The 24,327-nt window shown below is 58.3% G+C and carries 31 protein-coding genes and 1 pseudogene; 9 read left to right on the forward strand and 23 right to left on the reverse strand.

What is annotated here, in order from left to right:
• The 18 genes from FHL07_RS12325 to FHL07_RS12405 all read right to left on the reverse strand — a co-directional run bounded on the left by FHL07_RS12325 (position 1) and on the right by FHL07_RS12405 (position 11,793).
• Positions 1-591: a phage tail protein gene (locus FHL07_RS12325; RefSeq protein ID WP_138738534.1), complete on the reverse strand. Its 591-nt coding sequence runs from the start codon at positions 589-591 to the stop codon at positions 1-3.
• Positions 584-1,759 carry a baseplate J/gp47 family protein gene (locus tag FHL07_RS12330; protein ID WP_138738535.1) on the reverse strand — a complete coding sequence of 392 codons (1,176 nt, stop codon included), beginning with the start codon at positions 1,757-1,759 and terminating at the stop codon, positions 584-586. The genes FHL07_RS12325 and FHL07_RS12330 overlap by 8 nt, the downstream gene beginning before the upstream one ends.
• On the reverse strand, positions 1,756-2,073 hold the full coding sequence (locus tag FHL07_RS12335) for a DUF2590 family protein (protein WP_138738536.1): 318 nt from the start codon (positions 2,071-2,073) through the stop codon (positions 1,756-1,758). The genes FHL07_RS12330 and FHL07_RS12335 overlap by 4 nt, the downstream gene beginning before the upstream one ends.
• On the reverse strand, positions 2,070-4,052 hold the full coding sequence (locus tag FHL07_RS12340) for a phage tail tape measure protein (protein ID WP_138738537.1): 1,983 nt from the start codon (positions 4,050-4,052) through the stop codon (positions 2,070-2,072). Before FHL07_RS12340 ends, FHL07_RS12335 begins: the two co-directional genes overlap by 4 nt.
• A 6-nt stretch (positions 4,053-4,058) precedes the next feature.
• The gene (locus FHL07_RS23665) at positions 4,059-4,199 is read right to left on the reverse strand and encodes a DUF6890 family protein (protein ID WP_165878347.1); all 141 of its coding nucleotides are present in this window, start codon (positions 4,197-4,199) and stop codon (positions 4,059-4,061) included.
• 23 nt (positions 4,200-4,222) lie between these two features.
• On the reverse strand, positions 4,223-4,510 hold the full coding sequence (locus tag FHL07_RS12345; RefSeq protein WP_127195797.1) for a putative phage tail assembly chaperone: 288 nt from the start codon (positions 4,508-4,510) through the stop codon (positions 4,223-4,225).
• Positions 4,511-4,541: 31 nt separating this feature from the next.
• The gene (locus FHL07_RS12350) at positions 4,542-4,997 is read right to left on the reverse strand and encodes a lysis protein (RefSeq protein ID WP_138738538.1); all 456 of its coding nucleotides are present in this window, start codon (positions 4,995-4,997) and stop codon (positions 4,542-4,544) included.
• Positions 4,997-5,464, reverse strand: a complete 468-nt coding sequence (locus FHL07_RS12355; protein ID WP_138738539.1) for a lysozyme — start codon at positions 5,462-5,464, stop codon at positions 4,997-4,999. Before FHL07_RS12355 ends, FHL07_RS12350 begins: the two co-directional genes overlap by 1 nt.
• Positions 5,461-5,667: a hypothetical protein gene (locus FHL07_RS12360; protein WP_138738540.1), complete on the reverse strand. Its 207-nt coding sequence runs from the start codon at positions 5,665-5,667 to the stop codon at positions 5,461-5,463. Before FHL07_RS12360 ends, FHL07_RS12355 begins: the two co-directional genes overlap by 4 nt.
• Positions 5,664-5,876, reverse strand: a complete 213-nt coding sequence (locus FHL07_RS12365; RefSeq protein ID WP_138738541.1) for a TraR/DksA C4-type zinc finger protein — start codon at positions 5,874-5,876, stop codon at positions 5,664-5,666. Before FHL07_RS12365 ends, FHL07_RS12360 begins: the two co-directional genes overlap by 4 nt.
• Entirely contained in the window at positions 5,876-6,325 is a 450-nt protein-coding gene (locus FHL07_RS12370) for a phage protein (protein WP_138738542.1), read from the reverse strand. Before FHL07_RS12370 ends, FHL07_RS12365 begins: the two co-directional genes overlap by 1 nt.
• 6 nt (positions 6,326-6,331) lie before the next feature.
• On the reverse strand, positions 6,332-7,447 hold the full coding sequence (locus tag FHL07_RS12375) for a DUF2586 domain-containing protein (protein WP_138738543.1): 1,116 nt from the start codon (positions 7,445-7,447) through the stop codon (positions 6,332-6,334).
• An 11-nt stretch (positions 7,448-7,458) separates the two neighbouring features.
• Positions 7,459-8,139: a phage virion morphogenesis protein gene (locus tag FHL07_RS12380; RefSeq protein ID WP_138738544.1), complete on the reverse strand. Its 681-nt coding sequence runs from the start codon at positions 8,137-8,139 to the stop codon at positions 7,459-7,461.
• Complete coding sequence (locus FHL07_RS12385) at positions 8,129-8,578, reverse strand: phage tail protein (RefSeq protein ID WP_138738545.1); 450 nt, start codon at positions 8,576-8,578, stop codon at positions 8,129-8,131. The genes FHL07_RS12380 and FHL07_RS12385 overlap by 11 nt, the downstream gene beginning before the upstream one ends.
• The gene (locus FHL07_RS12390; RefSeq protein WP_138738546.1) at positions 8,575-9,036 is read right to left on the reverse strand and encodes a head completion/stabilization protein; all 462 of its coding nucleotides are present in this window, start codon (positions 9,034-9,036) and stop codon (positions 8,575-8,577) included. The genes FHL07_RS12385 and FHL07_RS12390 overlap by 4 nt, the downstream gene beginning before the upstream one ends.
• A gap of 99 nt (positions 9,037-9,135) precedes the next feature.
• Positions 9,136-9,852 carry a phage terminase small subunit gene (gpM, locus tag FHL07_RS12395; protein WP_138738547.1) on the reverse strand — a complete coding sequence of 239 codons (717 nt, stop codon included), beginning with the start codon at positions 9,850-9,852 and terminating at the stop codon, positions 9,136-9,138.
• A complete protein-coding gene (locus FHL07_RS12400; protein WP_138738548.1) occupies positions 9,849-10,868 on the reverse strand; it encodes a phage major capsid protein, P2 family in 1,020 nt (339 codons plus the stop codon). The genes gpM and FHL07_RS12400 overlap by 4 nt, the downstream gene beginning before the upstream one ends.
• 1 nt (position 10,869) lies before the next feature.
• Positions 10,870-11,793 (reverse strand): GPO family capsid scaffolding protein, encoded by a 924-nt coding sequence (locus FHL07_RS12405; protein ID WP_138738549.1) that lies wholly within the window; start codon positions 11,791-11,793, stop codon positions 10,870-10,872.
• Between the two features lie 163 nt (positions 11,794-11,956).
• Between FHL07_RS12405 and FHL07_RS12410 the strand changes: the two are divergent.
• The 7 genes and pseudogenes from FHL07_RS12410 to FHL07_RS12440 all read left to right on the forward strand — a co-directional run.
• A pseudogene (locus FHL07_RS12410) lies at positions 11,957-12,886 on the forward strand (terminase large subunit domain-containing protein); the annotation flags it as partial.
• Entirely contained in the window at positions 12,880-15,429 is a 2,550-nt protein-coding gene (locus FHL07_RS12415) for a toprim domain-containing protein (protein ID WP_238705534.1), read from the forward strand. The pseudogene FHL07_RS12410 and the gene FHL07_RS12415, both read left to right, overlap by 7 nt.
• A gap of 15 nt (positions 15,430-15,444) precedes the next feature.
• The gene (locus FHL07_RS12420; protein ID WP_138738551.1) at positions 15,445-15,738 is read left to right on the forward strand and encodes a hypothetical protein; all 294 of its coding nucleotides are present in this window, start codon (positions 15,445-15,447) and stop codon (positions 15,736-15,738) included.
• Between the two features lie 68 nt (positions 15,739-15,806).
• Positions 15,807-16,046 carry a hypothetical protein gene (locus FHL07_RS12425; protein ID WP_138738552.1) on the forward strand — a complete coding sequence of 80 codons (240 nt, stop codon included), beginning with the start codon at positions 15,807-15,809 and terminating at the stop codon, positions 16,044-16,046.
• Complete coding sequence (locus FHL07_RS12430; protein ID WP_238705535.1) at positions 16,046-16,495, forward strand: DUF2528 family protein; 450 nt, start codon at positions 16,046-16,048, stop codon at positions 16,493-16,495. Before FHL07_RS12425 ends, FHL07_RS12430 begins: the two co-directional genes overlap by 1 nt.
• Entirely contained in the window at positions 16,485-17,105 is a 621-nt protein-coding gene (locus tag FHL07_RS12435; RefSeq protein ID WP_138738553.1) for a DUF7415 domain-containing protein, read from the forward strand. The genes FHL07_RS12430 and FHL07_RS12435 overlap by 11 nt, the downstream gene beginning before the upstream one ends.
• Positions 17,106-17,118: 13 nt before the next feature.
• Positions 17,119-17,292, forward strand: coding sequence for a helix-turn-helix transcriptional regulator (locus FHL07_RS12440; protein WP_238705542.1), 174 nt, complete (start codon positions 17,119-17,121; stop codon positions 17,290-17,292).
• A gap of 29 nt (positions 17,293-17,321) precedes the next feature.
• Here FHL07_RS12440 and FHL07_RS12445 read toward each other — a convergent pair whose 3' ends face one another.
• From FHL07_RS12445 to FHL07_RS12460, 4 genes are all read right to left on the reverse strand, one after another.
• Complete coding sequence (locus FHL07_RS12445; RefSeq protein ID WP_138738555.1) at positions 17,322-18,527, reverse strand: tyrosine-type recombinase/integrase; 1,206 nt, start codon at positions 18,525-18,527, stop codon at positions 17,322-17,324.
• A gap of 335 nt (positions 18,528-18,862) precedes the next feature.
• The gene (locus FHL07_RS12450) at positions 18,863-19,498 is read right to left on the reverse strand and encodes a LysE family translocator (RefSeq protein WP_095001341.1); all 636 of its coding nucleotides are present in this window, start codon (positions 19,496-19,498) and stop codon (positions 18,863-18,865) included.
• Between the two features lie 102 nt (positions 19,499-19,600).
• A complete protein-coding gene (locus FHL07_RS12455; protein WP_138738556.1) occupies positions 19,601-20,758 on the reverse strand; it encodes a phospholipase D-like domain-containing protein in 1,158 nt (385 codons plus the stop codon).
• Between the two features lies 1 nt (position 20,759).
• Positions 20,760-21,350, reverse strand: coding sequence for a YceI family protein (locus FHL07_RS12460; RefSeq protein ID WP_095001339.1), 591 nt, complete (start codon positions 21,348-21,350; stop codon positions 20,760-20,762).
• A 236-nt stretch (positions 21,351-21,586) separates the two neighbouring features.
• Here FHL07_RS12460 and olsB point away from each other — a divergent pair, with 236 nt between their 5' ends.
• On the forward strand, positions 21,587-22,342 hold the full coding sequence (olsB, locus tag FHL07_RS12465; protein WP_095001338.1) for an L-ornithine N(alpha)-acyltransferase: 756 nt from the start codon (positions 21,587-21,589) through the stop codon (positions 22,340-22,342).
• Positions 22,342-23,133 (forward strand): lysophospholipid acyltransferase family protein, encoded by a 792-nt coding sequence (locus FHL07_RS12470; protein ID WP_138738557.1) that lies wholly within the window; start codon positions 22,342-22,344, stop codon positions 23,131-23,133. Before olsB ends, FHL07_RS12470 begins: the two co-directional genes overlap by 1 nt.
• A gap of 509 nt (positions 23,134-23,642) precedes the next feature.
• Here the strand turns inward: FHL07_RS12470 and FHL07_RS12480 are convergent.
• The gene (locus FHL07_RS12480) at positions 23,643-23,912 is read right to left on the reverse strand and encodes a short-chain dehydrogenase (RefSeq protein ID WP_095001336.1); all 270 of its coding nucleotides are present in this window, start codon (positions 23,910-23,912) and stop codon (positions 23,643-23,645) included.
• Between the last annotated feature and the right edge of the window lie 415 nt (positions 23,913-24,327).

Here is a 24,327-nt window from a genome sequence, read left to right on the forward strand (position 1 = left end):
CTAAAGTGGGTTCAAAAAGGTGAGGATTGCGAGTTCGTTGATCACGACCAGGCGGCTTGCGCTGTCGTCCAGCGTGGCAATCAAGGTTTGCTGGTCATCGTTGAAGTCGGCCACGCCGATGTTCAATTTCACCGGGGTGATCGTGACGAAGTCGTACCGCCGGCAGGTGCGGCCGTATTGCTGCATCAGGACGCGCAGCAGCACCGGGTTTTCGCTCAGTTGCTTGTCGGAGAGGTGCAGCAGGACCACGTCCCAATCGAGCCCGTCCAGACGCTCCTGGATCTCCACATAGCCGACGCCGAGACGTTCGAAAATCCGGACCATGCCGGCGGTACTGCCCGCGTCCACTGCGTTGATGAAGGCGAATTTCACCCGCAGGCGGTACAGCCTTTCGGGCTCGCCATGAAAGCGCTGAATGTCACGCTGCCAAGCCAGCAGATCGAGCACGCTCAGGTGGCAGGTCTCGGCATCCATCTGCAGCAGAGGCCAGTTAAGCCAGTTCTCGACCCTGCCCCACCAGGCTTGCGCGGCCCTTTTGAGCTTGGCCAGCTCTGGCCCATCGAGCCAAAAAGGTAGGCTCAACTTAAGCATTCAGAACCACCTCAACCCCGGACAGGCGCGGGATAGTCAGCTCTGAAATGATGTCGGCGTTATCGAAGTGCAGCGAGTCGATGCCCGGAAACTGTTGGTGCAGCTCCTCGCCCAAGCGGCTGAAAGAAAACCGCGACTGGGGATGGGTCAGCGTCGGCTGGTAGTCGCTGGCCGTGCTCTCGCGGAACGCTGCACGGATGTACAGCTCGACGTCAGCCTTCAACGCCGCATGACGTTCGGCGCCCACCTCGGCCTTGGGCCAGACCGTCAAGCTGACGGCGTGCAGCGTGGCGGGCATCTCCAACACCAGCAGGTCGTCGCCGTGGCCATGGTTGCCCTGGTCGCGGATGTAGCTGTTGATTTCAGCAAGGAAGGTGTCCGCCGGCGAGTCGGCTTCGAACAACACAAAGGCGTTGGCACTGCCGGGGCCCCGGGGCGCGTTGTGCTCAAAGTAAACGCCATCGGGCTGCACGCCCGGGAACGCTGCGATCATGGCGCGATACACCGCGTCGGTGTGCCACTGATTGACCGCCGAGAACTGGTTACGCACACGCAGGCGCAGCTCGTCGTCGGGTTCGGTGTCGGCGCCGGGTTGGCTCAGCCAGCCGTCAGCGTTCACCACCTGGACCACCCCGGGCACGGGTTCGGGCAGAATCGAAAAGTAACCTGGTGCGAGATTGAACCCGCTCCCGGCTTGTTTTGCCCGGGCCAACACGCGGATCTGAGACTCGCCATCGGCAAAGCTGGCCGCTGCTATCGTCACCAGTTCGTAAACGTTGCCGTTGATCGCGATCGACTGCACCCGGGTACCGACCGGGATTTCCAGCAGGCCAGCCAGGGCGCTGCGGGTGAACAGTAACAGCCCCTCGGCCTTGGTCGCAGGCTTGCGGGTGACGTTGACCGCCCAGGCCAACATGTCCAACCAGGCGCCGATCGCGGTCTTCACGAAGAAGTTCGGCAACACGGTGCCGGCGATAAAGTCGATCAGCCACATGACCGGCTTGGTGACCAACGCAGTGATCACACGCCAGAACGGCGACCAGGCGCTGGTGTTGCTCAGTTTGCTGCCCGGGGCGACGACTTCCAGCTCCCAGGCCGCACGCAGCTTGGCCTCGGTGGTCGGAATGCCGGCATCGCTCAATGCCTGCTTAAAATCTACGTCACTCACAGCGTTACCTCGACAGATCCAAATTCAACGGTTTTGGCCGTTACCAGGTACTTGCCCTTCTCCTCTTCAAGGATTCGGACGGTGCCAGGGACCAGGCGCACGTCAGCCTCCACCAACAGCTCCAGCTGCTGGATGCAGTCGGATTGACGGAAGCGATCGCGCTCGGCCACCAAGGTCACCAACAACCCGCTTTCGCGGATCATGTGACCGATGTCCTGGGCGATGCTGGCCCGATCCTCAACCAGCAGGGGCTGGTTGGATGGATCCAGGGTCAGGTCGTTATTGGTGATCAACAGATCGATATAGAGGCTCATCCGCCCACCGCCATGGCCATCATGTTTTCCAGCTCCAGCGGGCTCATAGGCTTGGCCGTATGGATCTCGACCTTATCCACGTGATTGCCTTTGTTCTGGTTGCTGGTGTTTTGGATGCTGGTCAGCAGCCCGCCCGGGGGCACAGCCGAAGCGCGTGTGGGGGAAAGGCTCGGAATCGCCGCGTTGATGCTCTGCTGGACTTTCTGCGAGCGTTCGGCCTGCTCGCCGGCACTCATGGCGGAAGTAGCCCCCGGGATCTCCGGCATGGAGCCGAGACTCGCTTCGATATTCACACCGGGAATCTTGTTCAACATCTCGATCAGGCCATTGATGGCCTTCTGGAAAATCGCGACGATGCCGTCCCAGGCGGCTTTGGCCATGCCTGACCAGCCGCCCATTGAGCCGAACCAGTCCGACAGCGCGGAGAGCTGATCACTGACCCACTTGAACGCGACCGTGTTCATCAGTGCGCTGCTCAAGTCGTCCCAGTAATAGATTGCGGCGCCGACGATCGCGACCAGGGCGACAATACCCGCGATGATCAGCCCCACCGGGTTGGCGTACATGGCAGCGTTGACCAGCCAGATCGCACCCTGCCAGAGCAACATGGCGCCTTTTACCAGCCCCATCCACGCCACCATCAGGATCATGCCGGCGACAAACGCGGTGACCATGACGGCGTGGTACAGGAACATGGCAATGCTTTTCCAGCCGGTCCACGTGAGCACCTGCCAGACGACGACCAGGGACAGCCAAACCATCTTGCTCAGCCCGACGAGGAACGTCATAGCCGCCATCGCTGCCGTAAGCCCCAGTATCGTCAACACGGTGATGCCAACCACACGGGTGATATTGGGGAACAACTGAGTCCAGCGCGTCAGCGTGCCTGCGATACCGACCAAGCGGTCCATTAAAGGCGCCAAGATCGGAATCAGTGCCTGACCGAACGCAATGCGCAGTGCTTCAACGGCCTTCGCAAACTGTTGCCACGGATCCACCATGGCCTTGGCCATGTTCGCGGCGTCCTCCAGCCCACGGACTTGGCCCAGCTTATCCAGGCTGCTTTTGAACCGATCGGTGTCTTTGGACAAGGCGGTAATGACCCGCGCCCCTTCGCCGCCGAAGGCCTCGGTCAGCTTGGCCCCGGCTGCTGCGCTGTTCAGGTCGCCAAACTTGCCCTCAAGCTTGGCCAAAATGTCGGCCATCGGCATCAGTTGGCCGTTCTGGTCGTTGAATTTCATTCCCAGCTTTTCGGACGCTGCGCCGATGTTCTCGAAAAACGACTTATACAGACCTCCGGCGTCACCACCTTCCATGGTGCTGCTCAACGTACCGATCACCGCGAACTGTTCGGCCAAGTCAACGCCGGCCGTATTCGCGATCTGGCCAACTTCCTTGAAGGCATCCTTGAGCTGTGCGCCGTCCGTACGGAACAACTGAGCAGCCAGTGCCGTCTGGCCGCCCATTTTCTCGACCCATTCGCTTTTGCCCATGGCATCCGCCTGGGTTTTGAACAGGTTGTACATGGTGCCGACGTAGGCCCCCATGGTCTCGGCGTCGGATTTGGTCGCCTTGGCCAACAGGTTGCTGGTGTTGGTGAAGGTGGCCAGCTGTGAGCCCGTCAGGCCTTTGATGGCGCCCTCGATGCTGTACGCCGAAGCCACAAAGTCCCGGGCGTTTTCACCGTAGGCCACGGAGAACTCCAACGCCTTCTGATTCAGCGCGGTGAGCGCGTCCTCTGCTACGCCCAGTGAACGGACTTCGCCCAGGGCGCGGTTCATCTCCAACGCCGGTTCCAGGGACTGGCTAATCGCAACACCCGCGCCCACCATGCCCGCGAGCCCAAGGCCCATGGTCTTGATGTTGTTTTGACCTTGCTCTGCCAAGTCCGAAAAGCTGGTTTTAACCTTGCCTAACGGCGCGGTGATCTTGTCGGTCAGGCTCAAGATAAAGGCCAGGCGGGCGCTGCGATCTGCCATGTGTCGTTACCCGTTCAATGCAAGAGCGATGGCGTTGGCCACCGCGATTTCCATGCGTTTCCAGTGTTCGTCTTCCAGCCACTTGGCCGTGCCCATGTTCTCGATCGAGGGCTCAGCCCCGGGCAGCCAGCGGTTGGTCAGGGCCATCAGCTGGCCCAGCCCGTCCTCGCTCAGTCGCTCTGCGTGTTCGAGGGCTTTTTTACGATGATTTCAACGTCTGGCCCGTACTCTTCCAGCAGCGCACCGGCCAGTTGCATGACCATCACCGGGTTGACCAGCAAGGGTTTCAGCGTGGCGCGCTCCTGTTGGTCGACGGTGTTGACCAGCAGGTTGTTGGCCGGCGACACCTTGTTGTTGGCGGTCAGGCCATTGAAGTACTTGGTCACGTCCTGCGGGGTCAGGGTGAAAGTGAATTCCTTTTCACCAATTTCCAGGGTGATTTCGCGGCGTTCGGTCATCGTGTTTATCCAGTCAGGGTTGGGGTAACGGTTAACGCAGGCAGATCCTGCGGACGTGGTCTTGCAGGCCCAGGATCATTTCTCGACTCAGGGCGAGTTGATCTCTGAGGATGAAATAATCCGATCGAGCGTCTGCTGTGAGTTCGGGGGGGGCTGCATCAGCCACGCCGCCGGAGCCGGTCTGATCGGGCTTGGGGCTGCTGCAGGTAGCTTTGACGCGCAGCCGCTGACGGCCATCGTCAACAGCACGGCGCAGATCATTGTTTTCAGACAGTGCATGGTTCAGTGCCTCGGTTCGGGTACGGTCGTTTTCGTCGCGATCGGCCAGCATTTCGCCGCTGATACGGGCCGCTTCGCGCAGACCGGTCACCTCAAGCTGGGCGATATCGCGCTCGCTGCGTGCGGTGTCGCGCTGCCCCTCTATGAGGTCAAAGTAGGTCCACGCAACCAGGACCATCACCAGGGGAAACCAGCAATCGCGCAGCATCACAAACCCACCTCGCACAACTCACGCTCAGCGGCGCGGCGATTGACCAGCCCGGCCAGTTGTTTGCCGCCGGCATAGACCCAGCGCGACAGTTGGGCACAAGCGCCCCGAGCATCACCGGCGTTCAGCAGGCGCAACAGCTTGGAGCTGGAGAACTGCCCCTCACCGACGTTGTAAACAAAGGACCCGAGGGCAGCGCGGCGGGTGTCCGGCAGTTGCACACGCACCTGGCGATCCACCGCGGTCAATGCGATACGCAACTCACGCTGCAGCAGCTGGTCGCACTGCGCCGGTGTGGCCCGATCACCCAGCTTTACGCCCTGGGTGACGCCTTCGCAGATGGTTGGAATGCCCACCGGATCGAGGTAGGCCACCAATGAGCGGCCTTCGAACCAGGTAACCAATGCGCCGGTCATGCCCAGCACACCCGTTAACGCGCCAATGGCGATCTTGTTGCGCAGGCTCATGACTTGCCCTTCCAGTCACGCAGCATCTGGCGGTATCTAGGGACCAATAGAACAATCTGCAGAACCATGTAGAGCGCGGTCAGCATGTAGGCAACTGCCGACCAGTCGACGGTACCTGTCGCACCGGTAGCGGCTACGCCGATTGCCGGTGCCGCCTTGGCGAAGGCAATGGCAGTGTCCTGAGCGGCCTGATTCGTGCTCATCGGAGAGCTCCTTTCTCAATAATGGTCTGGCATGGCACGCAACGCAGGATCCCGCCCAGTGCCTGGCGTGCTGCAGGGATTTCGCCGTCACAGTCCAGGCATTCGTTACGGCTTGGCCCGCTCGGGCGCGACTGGGCCAACTGGACGGCAATCGCTTGGTCACGTTGGCGTTGCTCCGTTGCCTGGGCGCGATCGAACGGGCAAGACATCAGCGCAAGCCCTCGATTTCTTCAGCGGCCAAGTACGGCACGCCGTTGATGCGGATAAAGTCCGGGCTGGTGACGTCATACGGCACCTTGTGCTTGGACGTTTCACCGCCTTTCGGAGTGATGCCTAACAGACTCGAGACCCGCAATTTGCAGCCGAAAGCCTCGACACGCAGCTCCTCGTCGCCGGCCTTGGCAAAGAAAACAGTGTCGAAAGGATCCAACCCACGAAAGCTGCCGGCAGAGCGTGCCGCTTCTATCAGTAGGTTGAAGTTGCTGGTGGTGAACTCCATTTCACCACTGGCCGTGACGTCGCCGTCTACGTGGCCATCAGGAACGCCCTTGCTCTGTGCAACAGCAGTGTTGTCCGTGATGTCGAGGGTGCAGCTTTCAACGTGAACGAGCAGATCACCCAGGTTCACGTCGAAGTTCTTGCCGCCAATACGTGACATAGGGGATTACTCCGAATCGTCAGTGGAAAGGTCGAGGGCGATGTTGGCCGTCAGGTCTTTCGGGCAGTTGAGCGGTCGGATCTTGATGTACATCTCGACCTTGGTTTTGCTGAGCCACACCAGGACGATGTCGCCATCCTTGGGCGCTTCGATCTCGCCCGGGAACACCAGGCCGGCGAACGTGACGGACTTGGCCATCTGGCGCAGTGGCTTCATAAACGCACTGATGGCAGCGGCCATGCTGTTGGGGGTGTTGTTGAGTCGGCGATCACCGACGCGGCGAATCAGCAGCGGGCGCACCTGGCGGGCGGCTTTGTCAGCCAAGCGCAAGTACTCCACCACCTGGAAGTCACTGTCCGGCGCATCGAGCATGTTGCCGTCGCCCCAGAACACGCCCGGGTAATCCGGATAGGTCTGCGACACCGAGAAGCGCGCCTTGTCCAGCTCGGCACGGATCGCCGATGGCAACTGCACGGTGTCTTTGTCTACAGGCACAACGCCCAGCCCCAGGAGAGCGCCGGACGCCACTCGCATTGGAGTGTCCGCAATGCTCACGGCAGCATTGGCCAAGCGGCCAGCCAGCACGCCCAGGTCATTGCCATGCAACTGCGGCACGACCAGGACACGCGGTGCAGCAAGGCCCACCGTGATAGCGCGTTGCTCCGTGAGGTACTGTTCCCACGTCTGCAGCGCCGTGATGCCCATGCTGGCCGCCATCACGAAAGCCCTGCGGCCATAAACGTTGTTGAGCGCGATGGCTGCTTCATGCATAGCCGACAGATCAGCGGCGGCTTTCACCGGTTTGGTGATCACCACCGCTTCAACCGAAAAGCCTTGCTGCATGGCCTTTTCCAGCGCTTTGGTCCAATCGCCCTCCACAGCGATCGGCGCCGCCAGGCAAGCCCAGCGATCACCACCGTTCAATTTGGCAGCCGTGATCTGGGTTTTCAGGTCACTGGCCGGAATGCCCAGCGTGCTGTCCAGGTCGCTATCAGTATTCAGGGGAATCAGTTCGCCTACGCTCTTGGCGCCGGGACCGATAAAAAGGAAATAGCGTTCGATCTCAGTCACGGCACCCTGGCCCAGATTGAGATTGTTAACGCTGACTTTGCCGAGTGCCATGCAGTGCCTCGCTAGCGGGGTGAATTAAGGATTTGTTGAAAGACCTGGTTAACCAGGTCACTGGTTTCGTTGCCGCTGCTCACACCGAGGAACTGGCGTTTTGGCAAGGTGATGTCCCAGCTCTGCGCGCCCGACGACTCGGTTCGTTCATCGTTCAAAATGCGGATCAGCAGACCGGCCTTGGCGTAGTTCACGTGTTCTTGAATCCACGCTACCGAAGGCCGGGTCAGTGTTTTTTTGCCCTTCTGCCGGGTGCGGAAGCCCAGACGACGCAAGCGCTTGGCTTGTTTGTCCGTGCAGGCGATACCGGGCGGGACTTTGTTCCAGCGGCGCATTTGTGCAGCCGTACGCCGCTCGCTGGCCCCGTTGTGCTGCTGTGAGGCTACCCAACGAGTCAGGGCGTTTTTCCAGCCCAGTTCCGCTTCGTCGGAGCTGACACGGGTGACCTGCAGCAGCTTGGCCAACCCGGCTTCCATCTTCTTTTTGCCCTTGGCCGAGCCCTTGCGCGCCTCGAACGGCGAGCCGTCCAGGTTCTGCTGTTCACGCACGCGCTTACGGCTCATCGAGCGCACACGCTTGGTGACGTTGTTCAGCAGCCGGCGGCGCAGCTGGGGCGGCAGCTCAAGCAGGGCCAGTTGGGCGTCGACGCTGAGCAAACCCCTGACATCGAGGTTGAGCGGATTAGTGGCCATTGCTGCCCACCTCGCCGTGCTCGGCAATCCAAAGGTCGAACGGGACAAACGCCCAGGTCTTACCGAAGGCCTCGATCTCGCCTGCGGGATCCTCGGCCAGGTACTGCGGCTCGTTGAACTCCAGGGTGATGTCCACATCGGCCAGGTCGTTGTCGAGCATGGATATGTCGAACTTCGGCGCCGGTAGTTCGTCGCGGTCGCGGTTCGGGTCATTGGCTTCAAGCCAGCTCCCCACCAACGCCATCAGACGCCCCGGGTGATCAGCGAAACGCTCGAAGGCGATTGTCGCGCTGTACCGCATATCGCCCATGCGCATGCCGCCGACGTCGGGCTTCCAGATCAGCTCCAAGTGAACCTGGTCGGTCCAGCTATCGAGCTGTTCCGGAAGCACCAGTTGTCGCTCTTTCAGATACTTGGTCAGGGCGATGAGTTTGATCACAGCAGCGCCGCCGTAACGCGGCCACGGCCCTGCAGCGAACGAACATTCTGCTGACTGAATGCGAGAAAGGTTTCCGATCGTTCTGGCAATTCCTTGCCAGTGTTTTCGGCACTTTCGCGGCGGGTGACAGAGGCAAACTGTGGAAGAAGGTTTGCTTTGGCTCGGTTGTAGACGGCGCGCTTGTACGTCTCTGCTTGAAATGTGCGCTCGGGCAGCACCATAGGGTCAGCAGATTTCAAGCTGGTGACGCCAGCGGCCTGCCATTTGGCTTTGCATTTGGCCAGGTCAGTGTTGACCTCGGTCATTGCCGAGACCAGACCATCGACCAGCGTCTCCACCAGGTACTCCCCGGGAAGGCGATAGGCCTTCTGAAACTCAGTCAGAGAGAGGTCAGGCCAGAAGCCATCGTTCTCGATCCGCTGCTCCACAAACGTGGTGGGGTTACCTGAAAAGCTCATCGCTGGCCGCTCGAATAGGGGCGGGAAAACTGTTTCAGTGGGACAGGGCCATAAATGGCTGGCTCACATCCACAGTTTCTCGCCGGGGGGGGTAGTCGGTTATTCGGTGGCCGGTTTGGCCTGTTGTTTCTTCAAAGCGCGCAGGCAGTTTTCAACGCGCACACCCACGCCGATGCTCGGATGCAACTCAGTGGCACGATTGAAATGCAGCAGAGCCTGCCCCCAGTCCTTGGCCTCCATGGCACGGAGACCCACTAACTTGTGGTACTTGGCCGGGATCTGTTCCGTCAGTTCCCACTCACCGTCAACAAGTGACAACAAGTCGGACAGGTAAGGCTCCGGACTGCGCTTGGCCTTGTATTCCGCATAGGCCCAATCACACACGGCGTCAGCAACAAAGGTCTGAATGTCGCGTTTAAATCGCTCAGGCATCTGCTGCCCCTGCCCGATTGCGAAGTGGGCCAGCTCCATGCCGTCTTCGAACTCTTCGGTATCGAACAGCCAGATCATTACCTGCACCAGGACGCGATTCGGGAAGTTCAAACCCGACTCGCAATAACGCTGCACATAGTCCTGGTACTTGGGCAAAAGCTCGTCACGCTTGAGCGCCTGACGCATGGCCATCCCATTGATTGCACTCACGCGCTCAAGGTCTTGGTCCAAGGCTGCTTCCTGCAGCATCAGATGCTTGCGGGCATTGGCTGGGCTACTCAGGGCATCGGCAGGCGAATACGCCACCGGTGCGCCTGCAGCAGCCGCTACTGCAGCGCTACCCAATGCCAAGGTGCTGCGCTTATGCGCCAGTGCCAGGCTCACGCTGCGAGTTCCACGTTTTCGGTCAGTGCGATCTTTTCCAACTGCTCGATCACATAACCTTCGTTGCGGCTGTTGTAGTCCTCGACGCGGGAGCGTTTCGGGTTTTCCACGGTTTGCTTACGCCAGCTGGTGTCCTGGAAGTAAATCGACAGGTTGTCCCAACTGGTGACCAGCACGGCGTTTACCGGGAAGTTCGGCACGCTGAACGCTGGAAGACCGCCATAAGTGGCAATGACTTGGGCGTCCTCGATCCGCTCTTTTTCGGTCGGGGTGTCACCCTGTTTGGTGTACAGCTTGGCCTTGTCAGCAGCCAACAGATCACTGCCGATGATCGCGACCAGGTCACCATCCTCGCGCAAGACTTCATCGACCATCTGCTTGGTGTCGTGTACCAATGCATCTAGGTTGGCGTAGTCTCCGTCGGCGCCCAAGGTAACCTTGCCAGCAACAGCACCTTCCTTGAGAACCTGCTGCGGAGCCTGCTCACGCAACTGCTGCAGCCAACCCTTGTTCACATCCTGCAGCTTTGGGTTTGCTGCCAGATCGGTCTGGGTTGCCGCACTGGTACCGTGGAACCCGATAACAATGCGGTCCTGGGCGATACGCTTTTGCACAGCAGCGGAATAGCGCTCTTGGAAGTCCGGAAACTTCGCCCAGGCGTCGATCTTGGCGTACGGCAGGCCAACATCCGACTGAGTATCAGCCAGTTCATAGAGCGTGTTTTCCAGCGCCGAGGAATCCTTGGCTTCGCGATCGGTAGTCTTGGTGTTAGTCCGGCCAGTGACCGGGCCATTAACACCGATGAAAACTTTTTCGCCCTTGATCTCACTGACCGGGACGACGTTGATACGCTGCAGGAAGTCAGCCTTGGCGGTGATCGCGTCGTTCAGTTCTTGAGCGATTGTCGCCTCTACACTGAACATGCGGCGGGCACTTTCAACACCGTAAGTTTCGGCGATCGCTACCTGCAACGCTGCGTATTGCTTGGCGCCCTTGGCGCTAAGTGGCTGGGCCATGTCAGAACACCCGCTTTTTGATGGTCGCAGCTGGACCAGTGTTTTTTGGCAACTGGCGACCGGTAGCGGTGTTCTGCAAAGTTGTGAACTGCTTTTCCAGATTCGACAGAGCAGCCATCACAGCCTTGTTCGACACACCGCCATTGCGGCGGAACTCACGTTCTTCCTCGGCAGTGGTGACGATTTCGTCTACTGCCGCACTCACGTTGTCGATCGGCTCCTGATCGGGATCGGGGGCGTCTTCAACAGCCGGATCGATTACTGCCTTAATACCGGCAGCGACGATTAACAGCTGCTCCAGCAGGGCTGCTAGAGCCGTTGCGGTAGCTTCATCCATAGGGGTTTTGCTCTCAGTGAAAGTTGAGGGGGTTTCGGCGGGTTTGTTGTCCAGGGAAAAACGCTTGAACAGGTTGGTGAGCGCACCAATCAGCTTGTTCACCTCGCCCTGTGGCTTTTCTTCGTTCAAGTCGCCCAGCTCTACAGAGGCTGCGTAGAACGCGGACTTGTTGGTTTTTTTTGAGAAATAGAGTTCTTGAGTACCGACGCTGGCTGGCTCATCCGTGACTGCTATACCGGTCATGTAGGCTTTGCCAGTGCCACGAAAATCCGGAGTGACTTCAATGCTGGAAAACAGCTTTTGACCTTGGTCATTCAGATAAAGCAGTCGGTCGTTTGGTTTGAGCTGTGCTTCCAGGGCAACTTGACCAGGCTCAATGTCCTCTCCCTCTTCCAACAGGCGCACAGCGAATACAGTCCCGTGGGAACCTGACCAGCGTTCGTGGTCACACCAGATCACTGCGGTGTAAAGAGACGGCTTGTAGGTATCAGCGATATCACGCAGTTCCTGGGGAAGGATGACGCGACCATCAACGGTCGGGCCGCTGGTGGCGACACGTTTCCAGTACGAAACAAGGGAACGGGGCATAGGCGATAACTGCGCTCAATCGGTGATTTGAGCCGCCACGATATGGAGCCGTTGAGCTCCAAACAAACGATTAGATTCTGTTGCATTCTGATTTTATAAATATCAGAAGAACGCGTATTTTAACCTCGCGTTTCCAGCGTTTTCGCCGCATAGACTGCGGCCTATGTACTACTCGACCGAAGTTAAAGAAGCCGCCAAACGCCTATTTCTACGCCGCTGTAAGGCAAAGGAAATTCAGGCGCAACTCAACCTGCCCAACATTCGGATCGTCTATTACTGGATTCGCCAGGGCGGGTGGGAAGACATGCTGTCGGATGAAGAACCGCTGACGGCAGTAGGCCGGCGAATCACTCTCCTGCTGGACAAGGCCGGCAGCCTGACCAAAGACGACCTGAACGAACTGGATCGCCTGACGTCCGTCCGCGAGCGCCTTCTGAAACAAGCCGCCAAACCGGTGCAGGCAACAAACGCAGAAGAACCGGCAGAACCCCAGGAACGCCGTCAGGGCTCGCGTGGGGAGCGCTCCATTCGTAGGGACAGTGGCGACAAGAAGCGGGAGAAGAAGGCCAAGAACGATATCAGCGGCCTGACCGAAGTGGACTTCCTGGATAAGTTCATCGGCAGCATGTACGGCTACCAAAAAGAGCTGTTCGCCGCAAAGCAAAACCCGCTCACCTGCAGGATCCGCAACATCCTTAAAAGTCGTCAGGTCGGCCTGACCTACTACTTCGCCGGCGAAGCCTTCATGGACGCGGTGCTGACTGGCGACAACCAGGTGTTCCTGTCGGCCAGCCGATCGCAATCGGAGATTTTCCGAAGCTACATCATCCAGTTTGCCCAGAAGTGGTTTGGCATCGAGCTTACCGGAAACCCGATTGTGCTCAGCAACGGCGCCGAACTGCGCTTCCTCAGCACCAACAGCAGCACCGCCCAGGGCTACCACGGGCACGTGTATGTGGACGAATACTTCTGGATCCGTGACTTCGAAAAACTCAGCACTGTGGCCAGCGCCATGGGTACGCACAAGAAGTGGCGCAAAACCTACTTCTCGACGCCCAGTGCGGTGTCACACCAGGCATACCCGTTTTGGTCACTGAGAACGCTCCAACCGCTACAGCACGGGCTTACCTAGAGTTTGCCCGCGGCTTCGATATTTCATTGATCGGCGGCTGGTTCACGCAGGAAACGTACTACTCCAGCCAGCACGAAGCTGGCAGCGCGACGATACGCTTCGCCCTGGAGAAGGGTGGATATTGGGAACGCCTGATCGATCGCCCTTCCCGCTTCGGCAAGATGAAGGCTCGCTTTAAGCCCGGTGATTCCTACCGTGGCGTCTGGTGGTGCCCGCCGTCCATCGATCTGCTCGAGGTCAAAGAGATCTGGATCGTCGAGGGAATCTTTGATGCGATCGCCCTGGTGCATAACGGGATCGCAGCAGTATCCGCCATGTCATCCAACGCCTTTCCAGAACAGTCTCTGAAAGCGCTGCTGCGCGATCGCACGGACAAGCTGCCGAAACTGGTATGGGCGCTCGATAACGAACCTGGTGCACATGGCTACACCCGTCGCTGGGTCCGGATGGCCAGGGAGCTGGGGTTTGTATGCGAGGCCGCACAAGTCCCGCAACGCGACGGGCGCAAGGTCGACTGGAACGACCTACACCAGCGCTGGGCCTTCATCGACGACGAAGCTAAGCGATCGGACCAGATCGCGACAGACATCAAGCAGGCTCGTCACCTGGGCGCCTTGCTCATCGCAGAGACCGCCTCCGAAAAAGCCCTGCTTATGTACGACTGGAACAAGCGGGTGGAATTCCACTTCGGATTTGGTAGCCGCCTGTACTGGTTCAAGTTGGACATGGAGAAATTCAATCGGGCCACTCAAGACCTTGAGGACAGCGACGACCACGACGACCAATTGCTCAACAAGAAAGAAGTGATCGACAAGGCGTTGCAGCAGTGTGGGAGCGTCCTCGAGATCGCCAACTGCTACCCCCAAGCCCTGTATTACCAGCGCAACGAGGTCACGGACGAGTCCTGGTACTACGTCCGCGTCGACTTCCCGCATGACGGTGACAGCGTCAAAAACACCTTTACCAGTGGCCAACTCACTGCAGCCAGCGAATTCAAAAAACGACTGCTCGGGATGGCTGCGGGTGCCATGTACACCGGTAGCGGTCAACAACTGGACAAGATCATGAAAGACCAACTCTATGGCCTCAAAACAGTATCGACGATTGATTACATCGGCTACAGCAAGGAACACGGCGCCTACCTATTTGGTGACGTGGCCGTCAAAGACGGCGCTGTATACCCGATCAACCTCGAGGACTATTTCGAGTTCGGAAAAATGCGCCTGAAGACGCTTCAAAAGGGTGTCTCTGTTCGCCTGCAGCGTGAGCGGAAGGACTACAACGAGGAATGGCTGCGCCTGTTGTGGATCTGCTTTGGCACTCAAGGCCTGGTCGCCCTGGTGTTCTTTTTCGGGTCGCTGTTTTGTGAACAGATCCGCGCTCGATATCAGTCATACCTTTTCCTTGAGCTCACGGGTGAAGCCGGTGCGGGTAAAACCACCCTGCTCAACCTGTTGTGGAAGCTGCTCGGTCGTGAAGGCTACGAGGGTTTCGACCCAATGAAGTCGACCAAAGCCGGCCGTTCTCGATTGATGGGCCAGGTATCGGGTATGCCAGTGGTGTTCCTGGAAGCTGACCGTCACAGCGAAGACAACAAGACCCACGCAAAGGCCTTTGAGTGGGACGAGTTGAAAGACTTCTACGGAGGCGGCACCTTGGCCACCAAGGGCGTAAAGACAGCTGGCAACGAAACCTATGAGCCGCCGTTTCGAGGCGCGATCGCAATCAGCCAGAACGCTGCTGTTGTTGCCCACGAAGCGATCATGACGCGGATCGGCAAGCTGCACTTTGTACGCCCGACAGTCACGCCAGAAAGCCGTGAGGCAGCAGACAAGCTCAACGCCCTCGATGGCCCGACACTCAGCCACTTCCTGCTGCAGGCGGTGAGCAAAGAGTCAGCCGTGATGGATGCATTGGGTCACCGTATGCCCGAGTACGAAGGCAAGCTGCGTCGCCTGCACACCCATTGCTTCTTCTGCAGCACCGAATTTACTGCAGACAGTCAGTGCAAGAAGTGTGGCAACGCCATCCGTGGCCAGATCCGCGTCGAGCGAATTATCAAAAACCACGCCCAGCTGCTCAGCCTGCTCGACTCCATTCGCCTCGTCGTAACGCTCACTGATACCCAGGTCGAAGCAACACGGCGGCAGATCCTCGAAATGGCGCTCGAGCGCCAAAGCACCACCAGTGCCGACCACGCTGCGGTTGCCGAATTCTGGCAGGTCTACGAATACCTCGAATCGCTCTACGAAGATCCCCTGGTCAACCACAGCAAAAACCCGGACCTCATTGCCATAAACATCAACGAGTTCGCAGAGCGCGCCGCAGAGCACCGCCAGAAGCTGGCCGACGTCTCGACATTGAAGGATCTGCTGAAAGAGTCCCGCAGCCGTAAGTTCGTTGATTACAAGGCTGTAGACAGCGCAGTGCGAGCAGCACAGGCCATCCGGACGCCGATGACCAGCCGCTGCCCAACCGTGAAATGCTGGATTTTCAAAGCGTAAAGGAGGGTAGAAAAAATGCAGGTTCAAGTCTTTTTGGGGAATGCCGGCGACGGCAAAACATCAACATTGCAGGAGGTCCAGGACCGCCTGGCCACACAAGGCCATAGCGCGCCGATTATCCAGGCAGGCGCCTACGGTGACGATGGTTTGCTGCAGATTATTGAGGTTCGAGCAGCAGGTGGCCAGCGAGAGATCCTGGTGGACGACTGCAGCAGGTTGCAGATTTTGAAGGTTCTGGAATGGCGGTCATGCACTGAGGATGACCCGAGTTTTGACGACCTGGTTATTCACTTGGCACGCCAGGATTAACCGGAATTGAAGAGCGGTGTCGAGGAGTTGCACCTCCCCGACACCAACCACCACTGAGGAGCAACACCATGAAAGTGACAAACCAAAGCAGCAGCGAAGCAAAGGCTACCACACCGGCAAGGCACCTGGTGGCCACCGCCATTATCGGAGCTGCTGTAATCGGCTACCTGGTTCACAAATCCCCTGAGGCACGTGTGCGCTTGGAAAGCCTGAGCAGCATGGCCCAAACCTTGGGCGAGTTATCAGAACGCGATGCAGCAGTGGTTGCCCAGTTGCTCGCTAAATCTATCGCCACAGGAGCGAACTAATGAACAACATCACCGCAGATCAGAGCTCGATAAAACGCTACGTCGTGAAGGATGAATGGAAGGATTTTGAGGTGACATTGGAAGTCAACCACAACCGTTTGACTCCAGAAATTGCCACCCAGATCAACGAGTTTTGGGGAGGGTGGGACGATCGCCTCATTGCCGAAAGTAGTGGTGACGTTGTTAAAACAACCATTCGTTTGTTCGGCCTGAGAATGATCCACATGATGCTTTCCCAAGGCGGAGCATTCTTTGGCCCCAACGATAAAAGCCCCTTATTCGATGAACATCCGGGAAAGCACTGGTCATCTGATTTACAGAATGAAGAAGGCTGGGGTGGGACCGGTGACGATCCCTATGGCTGGTGTGGAATTCGTGTTGTCGCTGCAGATATAGACACACCTAACTTTGAAGATCTTGTATTAACGGCGGTGGCCAATGATTACTAAAAAAATAGACTGGAATGAAGCCTCTAATCGAGGCTTGATCGTTCGTATCAATACCGAGATTTTGCATCCCCTAGGTTTAGCCATGTGCCGTAATGTAGAGGACGGTACATCGCCTTACCTACTGGTTTCAGATGATGGTGTTTGGACCTATTCTGCCTGCGATCAAGGCGTATTCGATAACGGCAAAAGCGTCTGTCTTGTAGATATCCCGAAGGACACCGCCGAGGTTATTTGCAGGAACCTATCGGCAGTAACTGGATGGAAGGTTGACTGGCATTACATCGGTGGGCGGGTTCACATGAAAGCATTACCAAGCCCAACCGAGCAGCCACAGGGCAAGCCGGTGCTGCAGTGGAGTGATGACGGTTTGCTCTGGAGTGATGGCGAAGAACATGAAATGGCGTCAGCCAGGGCCGAGGGTTATAAAACTCGAACGCTCTACTTCTGCCCAGACGAGCAGCCAGCGCCGGTTGTGATCGATGAAACGTCTGAATTTAACAAGGCGTGGCCAGAGATTAGTAAACACGGCATTGCTAATGGATGGCGCGGTGTCGCTAGTGCTGCATGGAACGCACGCGCAGCGCTCACAGGAGGGGAACATGCAGGGTAAGCTGGATCGTTTCATGCGTGAAAGGGATGTGCTCGAGGTCACCTCCCTATCCAGAACAACCCTCTGGCGCGTTATCAAGCAAGGGAAATTCCCAAGGGCGGTGGCCATCTCCCCAGGGCGGGTCGGTTGGCGTGAATCCTCGATCGTAAACTGGCAGCAAGACCCACAGACATGGGCATCCCCTTGACCCCATCGAAGCCGCGCAAGCGGCTTCATTCATTTCAGCTCGGAGTTAACCACGTTCTTGTGCAGCCACACCGACCAACGAAGCAGCCCCTGCTGCTTTTCCTTGAAGTAATCGTGACGGTCATAGTGCTTCGATGAGACATCGCTGAACGCATGACCCTGAATTCGATCGCGCACCTCCTTACTCAACCCAGCAACGCCCATCAGGGTTTTGCAGGTTCGCCGTATGTCACGCAAAGTGAACGGTCCATTGAATTTGTCGGTATGGCGGCCGTACAGCTTGGTGACAGCCCGGGATAACGACTGTGTGTGTAGGGACTTCCCTTCCACTTTGCCTTCGAAAGGGTAGATGCTGGTTTCGCAGATCTCGTCCATCACCTTCAAACTGCGGCGCATCAGAGTGTTGTACGGCACGGCATGCAGCGACCGCTCACCCTCCCTGCCCTTCTTGTTCCGGATGACCAGGTGGTCTTTGAAGTAGTGCCGACGTTCACTCGCTAGCAGCTGCTCCGGACGCTGTCCTCCTGAGGCAATCAGAAACTTAAGCAACTCCGACGTCACCAGCGTCAGGTATTCCGGCAGCATTTGCCAGAGCCTGGCCAACTCGTCCGTGGATAGTGCCCGATCACCAGGACGTTTCCAGTCGGCCTGAACAGGCACGCTGGCAACCGGGTTGCTGGTCAGACCAAATTTCAGTGCTTTTTTCTGGTAGCTGCGGGGGTTGAACTCTTGCTCAAGCCCTACCTGGAACGCAGCGTGCAGCTGGGATCGAACTCTATTGCAATATGTGGTGACTCCGGCATTGATCATCTTGGCCAAGATGTCGCGGATCTCACCAGGCCCGATCAACGCAGCAGGCCGTGATGCCAGATTGGGAAACGAGTCAGCGACGTAATGCTTCAACGACCACTTAACGTCTGAGGCCGAGGCGGCACCTTCGGCCTCGAGCTTATTGGTGTAAGCATCCAGCAGGTTCTGAAAGGTACCTGCGGCAATCACCACCTCTTTCTCCACTCGGCATAGATCCCGTGCGCCAGTCAGGCTCATCGCTGGCCACGTACCGAGTTTGGTTTTGATTTTCTTTCCATCCAGTCGACGCTGGAAATAAAACTCCTTGGTGCCGGTTGGTCGCACTCGAAGCATCAAGACGCCTTCGCCTTTCGCACTGCGTCCGTCCGAAACCGTGTATTCCCGTTCCTCAGGCTTCATTGCCTTGATCTGTTTGTCCGTAAGCATTTGGGGGCCGTATCTGGGGGCCGTTAGGCCGGAATATGAGGGAGACCGGTGGTACAGCCTGAAACTGCCCACTTTGCGCAATGCCTTGATCCTGCTGGCTTAAACGCACACAAGCATACCGTACGTGTCTACCCGATACTCCACCCACCATAGCTTCCCAAGCTGATCACGCGGGTTCGATTCCCGCCACCCGCTCCACTTCTTCCTGGCTTTCAATCCACTTGAAAGCTTCGCTACACAGCAAAATCCTGCAACTGCATTGCCATCCAAGCCCTACCCCACCCTTTTTCATCCCCGATGACATTGTCCACACTGCATCCCCCCTGCCCGTTATTTCAAACGATCGCTTGTAACAATCCGGGCAGCGCATGCATCAGCGCACTGATGGCAAAGCCGATAAACATCACCCCGCACAGCCGGGTAATCAGTAACTCATGGCGCTGATAGAGCGCCCTGACATGGCCGGCGCCAACAACACCCACCAGAATCATGTAGGCCAGCGCCCCACCCACAAAGCTCAACGCGATCAACCAGGGCAACATGGCCCAGGTCAGTAACTCTGCGCGGCTGGACAACAGCGCAGTGAACGTCGCCACTGCCACCGGATACGCTTTGGGGTTGGTCAATCCGAAGAAAATCCCGTGGGCAAACGGCTGTCGCGCCGGGCCTTGTTGAGCACTGCTGCTGCCCTGGGCGCGAACGGCACGCAGGCCCAGCCAGAAAAGGTACAAGCCGCTAATCAAGCCCAGCACGTTGAAGGCAGTGCTGCCAAATTCACGTGCGCCGACAATGGCAATCAGCGCCGTGCTGCACCAGATCACATCGCCGAGCAAATGCCCGCACAGAAAACCGGCGCCGGCACGTCGCCCACGGGCAGCGCCAATGCCGAAAACAGCCAGCACGCCCGGGCCCGGCGTGATCCCATAGATAAAGCCTGAGGCCAGAACGGCCAATAACAACGAAGGTGTCATGCAAAACGCTCCAGATAATCATGCCTCACGTTCGTCCGCTGCCGTGAAGTGGCTCGATTTTGCACGTTATCAACGCTTAAGTAACCGCGTGCAGGGCGAAATTCAGTGGCGCCGCCCCAAAATATTCACCACCAGCCGGTCAACCCAGCCCCAGATGCGCTGCTTCACCCGTCGCCAGAGGGGGCGTGATTGCCAGTCTTGCAGGCTGACGGACTGACTTTGGGCGAAGTCGGCGATAAAGCTGGTCGCCACCGCCTGGGTAAGCGCCGGATCCAGCGCCTCAAGGTTGGCTTCAAGGTTGAAACGCAGGTTCCAGTGGTCAAAATTGCATGAGCCAACGCTGACCCAATCGTCGATCAGGACCATTTTCAAATGCAGAAAACAGGGCTGATATTCCAGTATCTGCACTCCGGACTTGAGCAGCCGCGGGTAATAACGGTGCCCGGCGTAGCGCACCGAAGGGTGGTCTGTGCGCGGCCCGGTGAGCAGCAGCCGCACATCGACACCCCGCGCTGCTGCCCGGCGCAATGAACGGCGCACGCTCCAGGTCGGCAGAAAGTAAGGCGTGGCCAACCAGATGCGCTGCTTGGCGCTGTTGATCGCGCGCACCAGCGATTGCAGGATATCGCGATGTTGATGGGCATCGGCGTAGGCCACGCGCCCCATACCCTCAGCCTCGTCGGGCACACCGGGCAAGCGCGCCAGGCCGAAGTGGGTCGCCGGTTTCCAGGCCTTGCGGCTGATATTGGCCCGCCACTGGCGATCAAACAGCATCTGCCAGTCCAGCACCAGCGGACCTTGCATCTGCACCATCACCTCATGCCAGTCGCAGCTGTTTTCAGTGGGGCGCCAGAACTCATCGGTGACGCCGGTGCCACCCACCACAGCCAATTGCTGATCCACCAACAACAGCTTGCGATGATCGCGATACAGATTGTTGAGGCCACGGCGCCAGCTCAGCGGGTTGTAATGCCGCAGCTCAACCCCGGCTTCGATCAGCCTGCGGCGCAACGCCGGGCCCAATCCCAGACTTCCGTAGGCGTCAAACAGGCAACGCACCCGCACCTCGCGCCAGGCCGCCTGTTCCAGGGCTTGGACGATGGTTTCGGCACAGTCACCGGCCTCAACCAGATACAACTCCAGATCGATCTGCTCCTGAGCCTGTTCAATGACGGCCAGCATGCGCGGGAAAAACTGCGGCCCGTCGATCAGCAACTCAAAACTATTGTCACTGCGCCAGCCAAACACTGCGCCGGCCATCTTAACGGGCCGTGAAAATCAGCACCGCATTCACCGGTACTGAAAAGCTGATGGCCGAAAGCCCGGCCAGTTTGCGCAAGGTTTCAAGCTCCGGTTGCAGGCCAAAATCTTCGGCTTGCAGCATCAGCGGCTCCAGGGTCACGACCTGAAAGCGTCGTTCATCCAGACGGGTGGCCAATAGCTCTGCCTGATAGGTGTGCTGTTTGCCGCGCAAGCTGACCGTTACCGGCAAGCGCAATTCCAGTTGCGCACCGGAGGCCAGGTCATTGATCGGTTGCAGGTCGATCTGCGCGCTGATCTGCGCTTCCGGGAAGTGCTTGAAATCAAACAACACGTCACGCATGCGCTCATCACGCAGTGGCACTGAGCTGTTGACCGAGTCCATCTCGATCCGCAATTGCGCCAGGCCTTTGCGGTCAACCTTGCCATGCAGGACCAGAAAGCGGTGCACATCGGCGATATTGGCATTTTGCGTGGTAATAAATGACAGCCGTGACGACTCACCGTCCAGGTACCAGTTGGCCTGGGCAGACAGGCTCACACCCAGGGTCAGCAACAAGGCACAGGCAGAAGATAACAGCGCTTTAAGCATAAAAACTCATCAACCAATAAACGTGGGTGAACATTAAACCCGGCGAGCGGTTTTGGCAGGACTTTTTTCACCCTCTTGAGACGCCAGGCGCTACCGACAGTTCCTCCCGCCCCCTGTCACACAAGCATCATCCAAACGTCACAGTGGTGACATTGCACCTGCTTAGCCTGAAGTTGCACACCTCAGTCGATTGGCAGATACCCAGAGCGGGCACAGTGCCTGCACGGAGATTCGCAATGTCCCAGATCGCCCGTATCCGCGACACCGCTCCAGAACGTCGCTTGCAGGCTGAGCGTTTGCTCGGCCCCGCGGCATTGCGCGAGGCTCAGACCCTGCGTTTTCGTGTGTTCAGCGACGAGTTGAAGGCCAAACTCAAAAGCGCCGAACACGGGCTGGACGAGGACGGCTATGACGCTTATTGCGAACATATCGGGGTACGCGATCTCAATAGCGGCCAGTTGGTTGCCACCACCCGCCTGCTGGATCACAGCGCGGCACAACGTATCGGCCATTTTTACAGCGAAGAAGAGTTCAACCTTCACGGGTTGGCCAACCTGCAGGGGCCGCTGCTTGAAATCGGGCGCACCTGCGTCGACCCGGCCTACCGCAATGGTGGCACCATCGCCGTGCTGTGGGGTGAACTGGCCGAAGTCCTTAACCAGGGCAATTATCGCTACCTGATGGGCTGCGCCAGCATCCCGATGCAGGATGGTGGCATTCAGGCCCGGGCGATCATGCAGCGTCTGCGCGAGCGTTACTTGTGTACGGAGCATCTACGCGCCGAGCCGAAAAATCCGCTGCCGGCGCAGGAAGTGCCCAGCAACGTCATCACGGAAATGCCGCCGCTGCTCAAGGCCTATATGCGCCTGGGTGCGAGGATTTGCGGCGAGCCCTGCTGGGATGAAGACTTTCAGGTGGCCGACGTCTTCATCCTGCTCAAGCGTGATGAACTGTGCCCGCGCTATGCGCGTCACTTCAAGGCGGCCGTGTGATGCGCCGCTTGCGCCGGTATGCCCGGGTGGCACGGGTGCTCGGGGTGGTCAGTCTGGGGCTGGGCATGGCGGGCATGTTCGGGCTGCTTGAACGCCTGGGCCTGAACAGCACAATGGATCGCCGCCAGCGCTGGTCGCAGTTTTTTATGACACGCCTGAGCAGCGCCCTGCCCTTTCGCGTCACCGTGGTCGGGGAAATCCCGGCAACGCCGATGCTGTGGGTGAGCAATCACGTGTCCTGGACCGATATTGCATTGCTGGGGCAACTGACCCCACTGTCATTTCTGTCCAAAGCCGAGGTGCGTGGCTGGCCGGTGGCCGGGTGGTTGGCGGCCAAGGCAGGCAGTTTGTTTATCCGCCGTGGTGCGGGAGACAGCCAGGTGATTCGTGAGCAAATGACCCGTCACCTGCAACAGCCGCTACCCCTGCTGATGTTTCCCGAAGGCACCACCACGGATGGGTGCTCGGTGCGTACCTTTCATGGGCGGTTGCTGTCGGCGGCCATTGACAGCCGGGTACCACTGCAACCTGTAGCCATCCGCTATTTGCGCAATGGCGAGGTCGATGCGGTAGCGCCGTTTATTGGCAATGACGATTTGCTCTCACATCTGCTGCGACTGTTTAGCCATGAGCAGAGCGACGTTGAGATTCATCTGCTGGAGCCCATTGCCAGCCAGGCACAAGAGCGGGCCGTGCTGGCGTTCAGAGCGCAGGAAGCGATCCGGCGGGTGGTGTCAGCACCGGTGACGCAAACAGATCCGCTGCCGGAGAGAGTGGGGGCGATGATTTGAGCCGGGAGCCAGGTAAGGGGATGTTGTGGGAGCGGGCTTGCTCGCGATGCAGGCGACACGGTAACAGTAAAGATACGTTGCACATTAACTGGCCCACCGCGTACATATCCGGCATGTGCGTCTAACTGAAATATTGGTTTCGCCCTTACGGCGAGTCCCTTTTTGAAGGACCAAAAAGGAACCAAAAAGTCCTCGCCCCATCGTACGGCCTTCGCTACGCTCAGGTTCCCTCGCTCCGGCTCTGCTCCGTGGGCACGCCGCCACGGGCCATCCATGGCCCATCGCGGCTCTCCCGGCATCCATGCCGGTCGACCCACTCCTCAGAACCTCCTCTCGGCCTCCCGGGAGGGCAGGCAGATCAAAAACACTGCGCCGAGGCGGCCGACCGGCCGGCCTGTTTGGTTCACATTTACTGCGCAATCCCCTGTCGTCACTGCCGAAGGAACAAGGCTGCGATTTTTAACGCGAATATCGGTTATGTACTCAATGCATCAGTTATAAAAACGCTATCAAGCAGGCCTCAACCGCCAGCCCAGCACATCCAGCAAATCACACCCATCACGCAGCAATTGCGCCGAAACAGTAGCCATATGCTTAAGATCTACAGAGTCAGCCTCTTGCACTTCCCGACTGGAAAACGATTCCATCAGTTGGGTGACGGCCAGTACGCGAGCGGCGGCGTTGGCATGAAGTACGTCGAGGGGCGCGTTGCGGTCGATCAATAAAGCAGGGATGGTGCAATCGATGGCGGTAAGCGGGACAAACGATGAGTCGGTCATTAATCAAACTCCTAAATGTCGAATTTGAGCCGACCGTTTTCGTCGCCAAACAAAAGCAGGTGGCTGCTGTACGCGGGTTGGCGAACCGGTAACATTTAGGAAAACCCGGCAGACCCGAAGATCTCCCACGCACAGCTGCCATAGAGCAACGCGAGCAAAATACACGCTCTGCCATATAGAACAATCGCATGCTAACTAAATGTTAAGCAGGTCGCCAAACCCGCCCGCCTTATCGGCGAGCTCCGACTATAAGCGTCGTCCCCTCGCCCCAGCAATTGGCAAACCTGTGAGAAAAATCCCGAAAAAACGTGAGCTTGTAGTTTCTGTAGCCGCTGCCGAGGAACACTGCAACTGTGGGAGCGAGCCTGCTCGCGAAGGTCGTTCGCGAGCAGGCTCGCTCCCACAAATAGGGCTT

Origin of the sequence: Pseudomonas sp. FSL W7-0098, assembly GCF_005930585.1 — a bacterium.
GTDB lineage: Bacteria > Pseudomonadota > Gammaproteobacteria > Pseudomonadales > Pseudomonadaceae > Aquipseudomonas > Aquipseudomonas bubulae.

What these genes read in the sequence shown, in the direction of transcription:
- FHL07_RS12325 (WP_138738534.1), bottom strand. Translation starts at nt 591, where the DNA reads ATGCTTAAGTTGAGCCTACCTTTTTGGCTCGATGGGCCAGAGCTGGCC.
- olsB (WP_095001338.1), top strand. Translation starts at nt 21,587, where the DNA reads ATGTCCCAGATCGCCCGTATCCGCGACACCGCTCCAGAACGTCGCTTG.
- FHL07_RS12460 (WP_095001339.1), bottom strand. Translation starts at nt 21,350, where the DNA reads ATGCTTAAAGCGCTGTTATCTTCTGCCTGTGCCTTGTTGCTGACCCTG.
- FHL07_RS12480 (WP_095001336.1), bottom strand. Translation starts at nt 23,912, where the DNA reads ATGACCGACTCATCGTTTGTCCCGCTTACCGCCATCGATTGCACCATC.
- FHL07_RS12455 (WP_138738556.1), bottom strand. Translation starts at nt 20,758, where the DNA reads ATGGCCGGCGCAGTGTTTGGCTGGCGCAGTGACAATAGTTTTGAGTTG.
- FHL07_RS12400 (WP_138738548.1), bottom strand. Translation starts at nt 10,868, where the DNA reads ATGGCCCAGCCACTTAGCGCCAAGGGCGCCAAGCAATACGCAGCGTTG.
- FHL07_RS12380 (WP_138738544.1), bottom strand. Translation starts at nt 8,139, where the DNA reads ATGGCCACTAATCCGCTCAACCTCGATGTCAGGGGTTTGCTCAGCGTC.
- FHL07_RS12425 (WP_138738552.1), top strand. Translation starts at nt 15,807, where the DNA reads ATGAAAGTGACAAACCAAAGCAGCAGCGAAGCAAAGGCTACCACACCG.
- FHL07_RS12430 (WP_238705535.1), top strand. Translation starts at nt 16,046, where the DNA reads ATGAACAACATCACCGCAGATCAGAGCTCGATAAAACGCTACGTCGTG.
- FHL07_RS12375 (WP_138738543.1), bottom strand. Translation starts at nt 7,447, where the DNA reads ATGGCACTCGGCAAAGTCAGCGTTAACAATCTCAATCTGGGCCAGGGT.
- FHL07_RS23665 (WP_165878347.1), bottom strand. Translation starts at nt 4,199, where the DNA reads ATGGCCCTGACCAACCGCTGGCTGCCCGGGGCTGAGCCCTCGATCGAG.
- FHL07_RS12335 (WP_138738536.1), bottom strand. Translation starts at nt 2,073, where the DNA reads ATGAGCCTCTATATCGATCTGTTGATCACCAATAACGACCTGACCCTG.
- FHL07_RS12350 (WP_138738538.1), bottom strand. Translation starts at nt 4,997, where the DNA reads ATGCTGCGCGATTGCTGGTTTCCCCTGGTGATGGTCCTGGTTGCGTGG.
- FHL07_RS12340 (WP_138738537.1), bottom strand. Translation starts at nt 4,052, where the DNA reads ATGGCAGATCGCAGCGCCCGCCTGGCCTTTATCTTGAGCCTGACCGAC.
- FHL07_RS12345 (WP_127195797.1), bottom strand. Translation starts at nt 4,510, where the DNA reads ATGACCGAACGCCGCGAAATCACCCTGGAAATTGGTGAAAAGGAATTC.
- FHL07_RS12435 (WP_138738553.1), top strand. Translation starts at nt 16,485, where the DNA reads ATGATTACTAAAAAAATAGACTGGAATGAAGCCTCTAATCGAGGCTTG.
- FHL07_RS12420 (WP_138738551.1), top strand. Translation starts at nt 15,445, where the DNA reads ATGCAGGTTCAAGTCTTTTTGGGGAATGCCGGCGACGGCAAAACATCA.
- FHL07_RS12360 (WP_138738540.1), bottom strand. Translation starts at nt 5,667, where the DNA reads ATGAGCACGAATCAGGCCGCTCAGGACACTGCCATTGCCTTCGCCAAG.
- FHL07_RS12445 (WP_138738555.1), bottom strand. Translation starts at nt 18,527, where the DNA reads ATGCTTACGGACAAACAGATCAAGGCAATGAAGCCTGAGGAACGGGAA.
- FHL07_RS12440 (WP_238705542.1), top strand. Translation starts at nt 17,119, where the DNA reads ATGCGTGAAAGGGATGTGCTCGAGGTCACCTCCCTATCCAGAACAACC.
- FHL07_RS12370 (WP_138738542.1), bottom strand. Translation starts at nt 6,325, where the DNA reads ATGTCACGTATTGGCGGCAAGAACTTCGACGTGAACCTGGGTGATCTG.
- FHL07_RS12390 (WP_138738546.1), bottom strand. Translation starts at nt 9,036, where the DNA reads ATGAGCTTTTCAGGTAACCCCACCACGTTTGTGGAGCAGCGGATCGAG.
- FHL07_RS12365 (WP_138738541.1), bottom strand. Translation starts at nt 5,876, where the DNA reads ATGTCTTGCCCGTTCGATCGCGCCCAGGCAACGGAGCAACGCCAACGT.
- FHL07_RS12405 (WP_138738549.1), bottom strand. Translation starts at nt 11,793, where the DNA reads ATGCCCCGTTCCCTTGTTTCGTACTGGAAACGTGTCGCCACCAGCGGC.
- FHL07_RS12355 (WP_138738539.1), bottom strand. Translation starts at nt 5,464, where the DNA reads ATGAGCCTGCGCAACAAGATCGCCATTGGCGCGTTAACGGGTGTGCTG.
- FHL07_RS12470 (WP_138738557.1), top strand. Translation starts at nt 22,342, where the DNA reads ATGCGCCGCTTGCGCCGGTATGCCCGGGTGGCACGGGTGCTCGGGGTG.
- FHL07_RS12450 (WP_095001341.1), bottom strand. Translation starts at nt 19,498, where the DNA reads ATGACACCTTCGTTGTTATTGGCCGTTCTGGCCTCAGGCTTTATCTAT.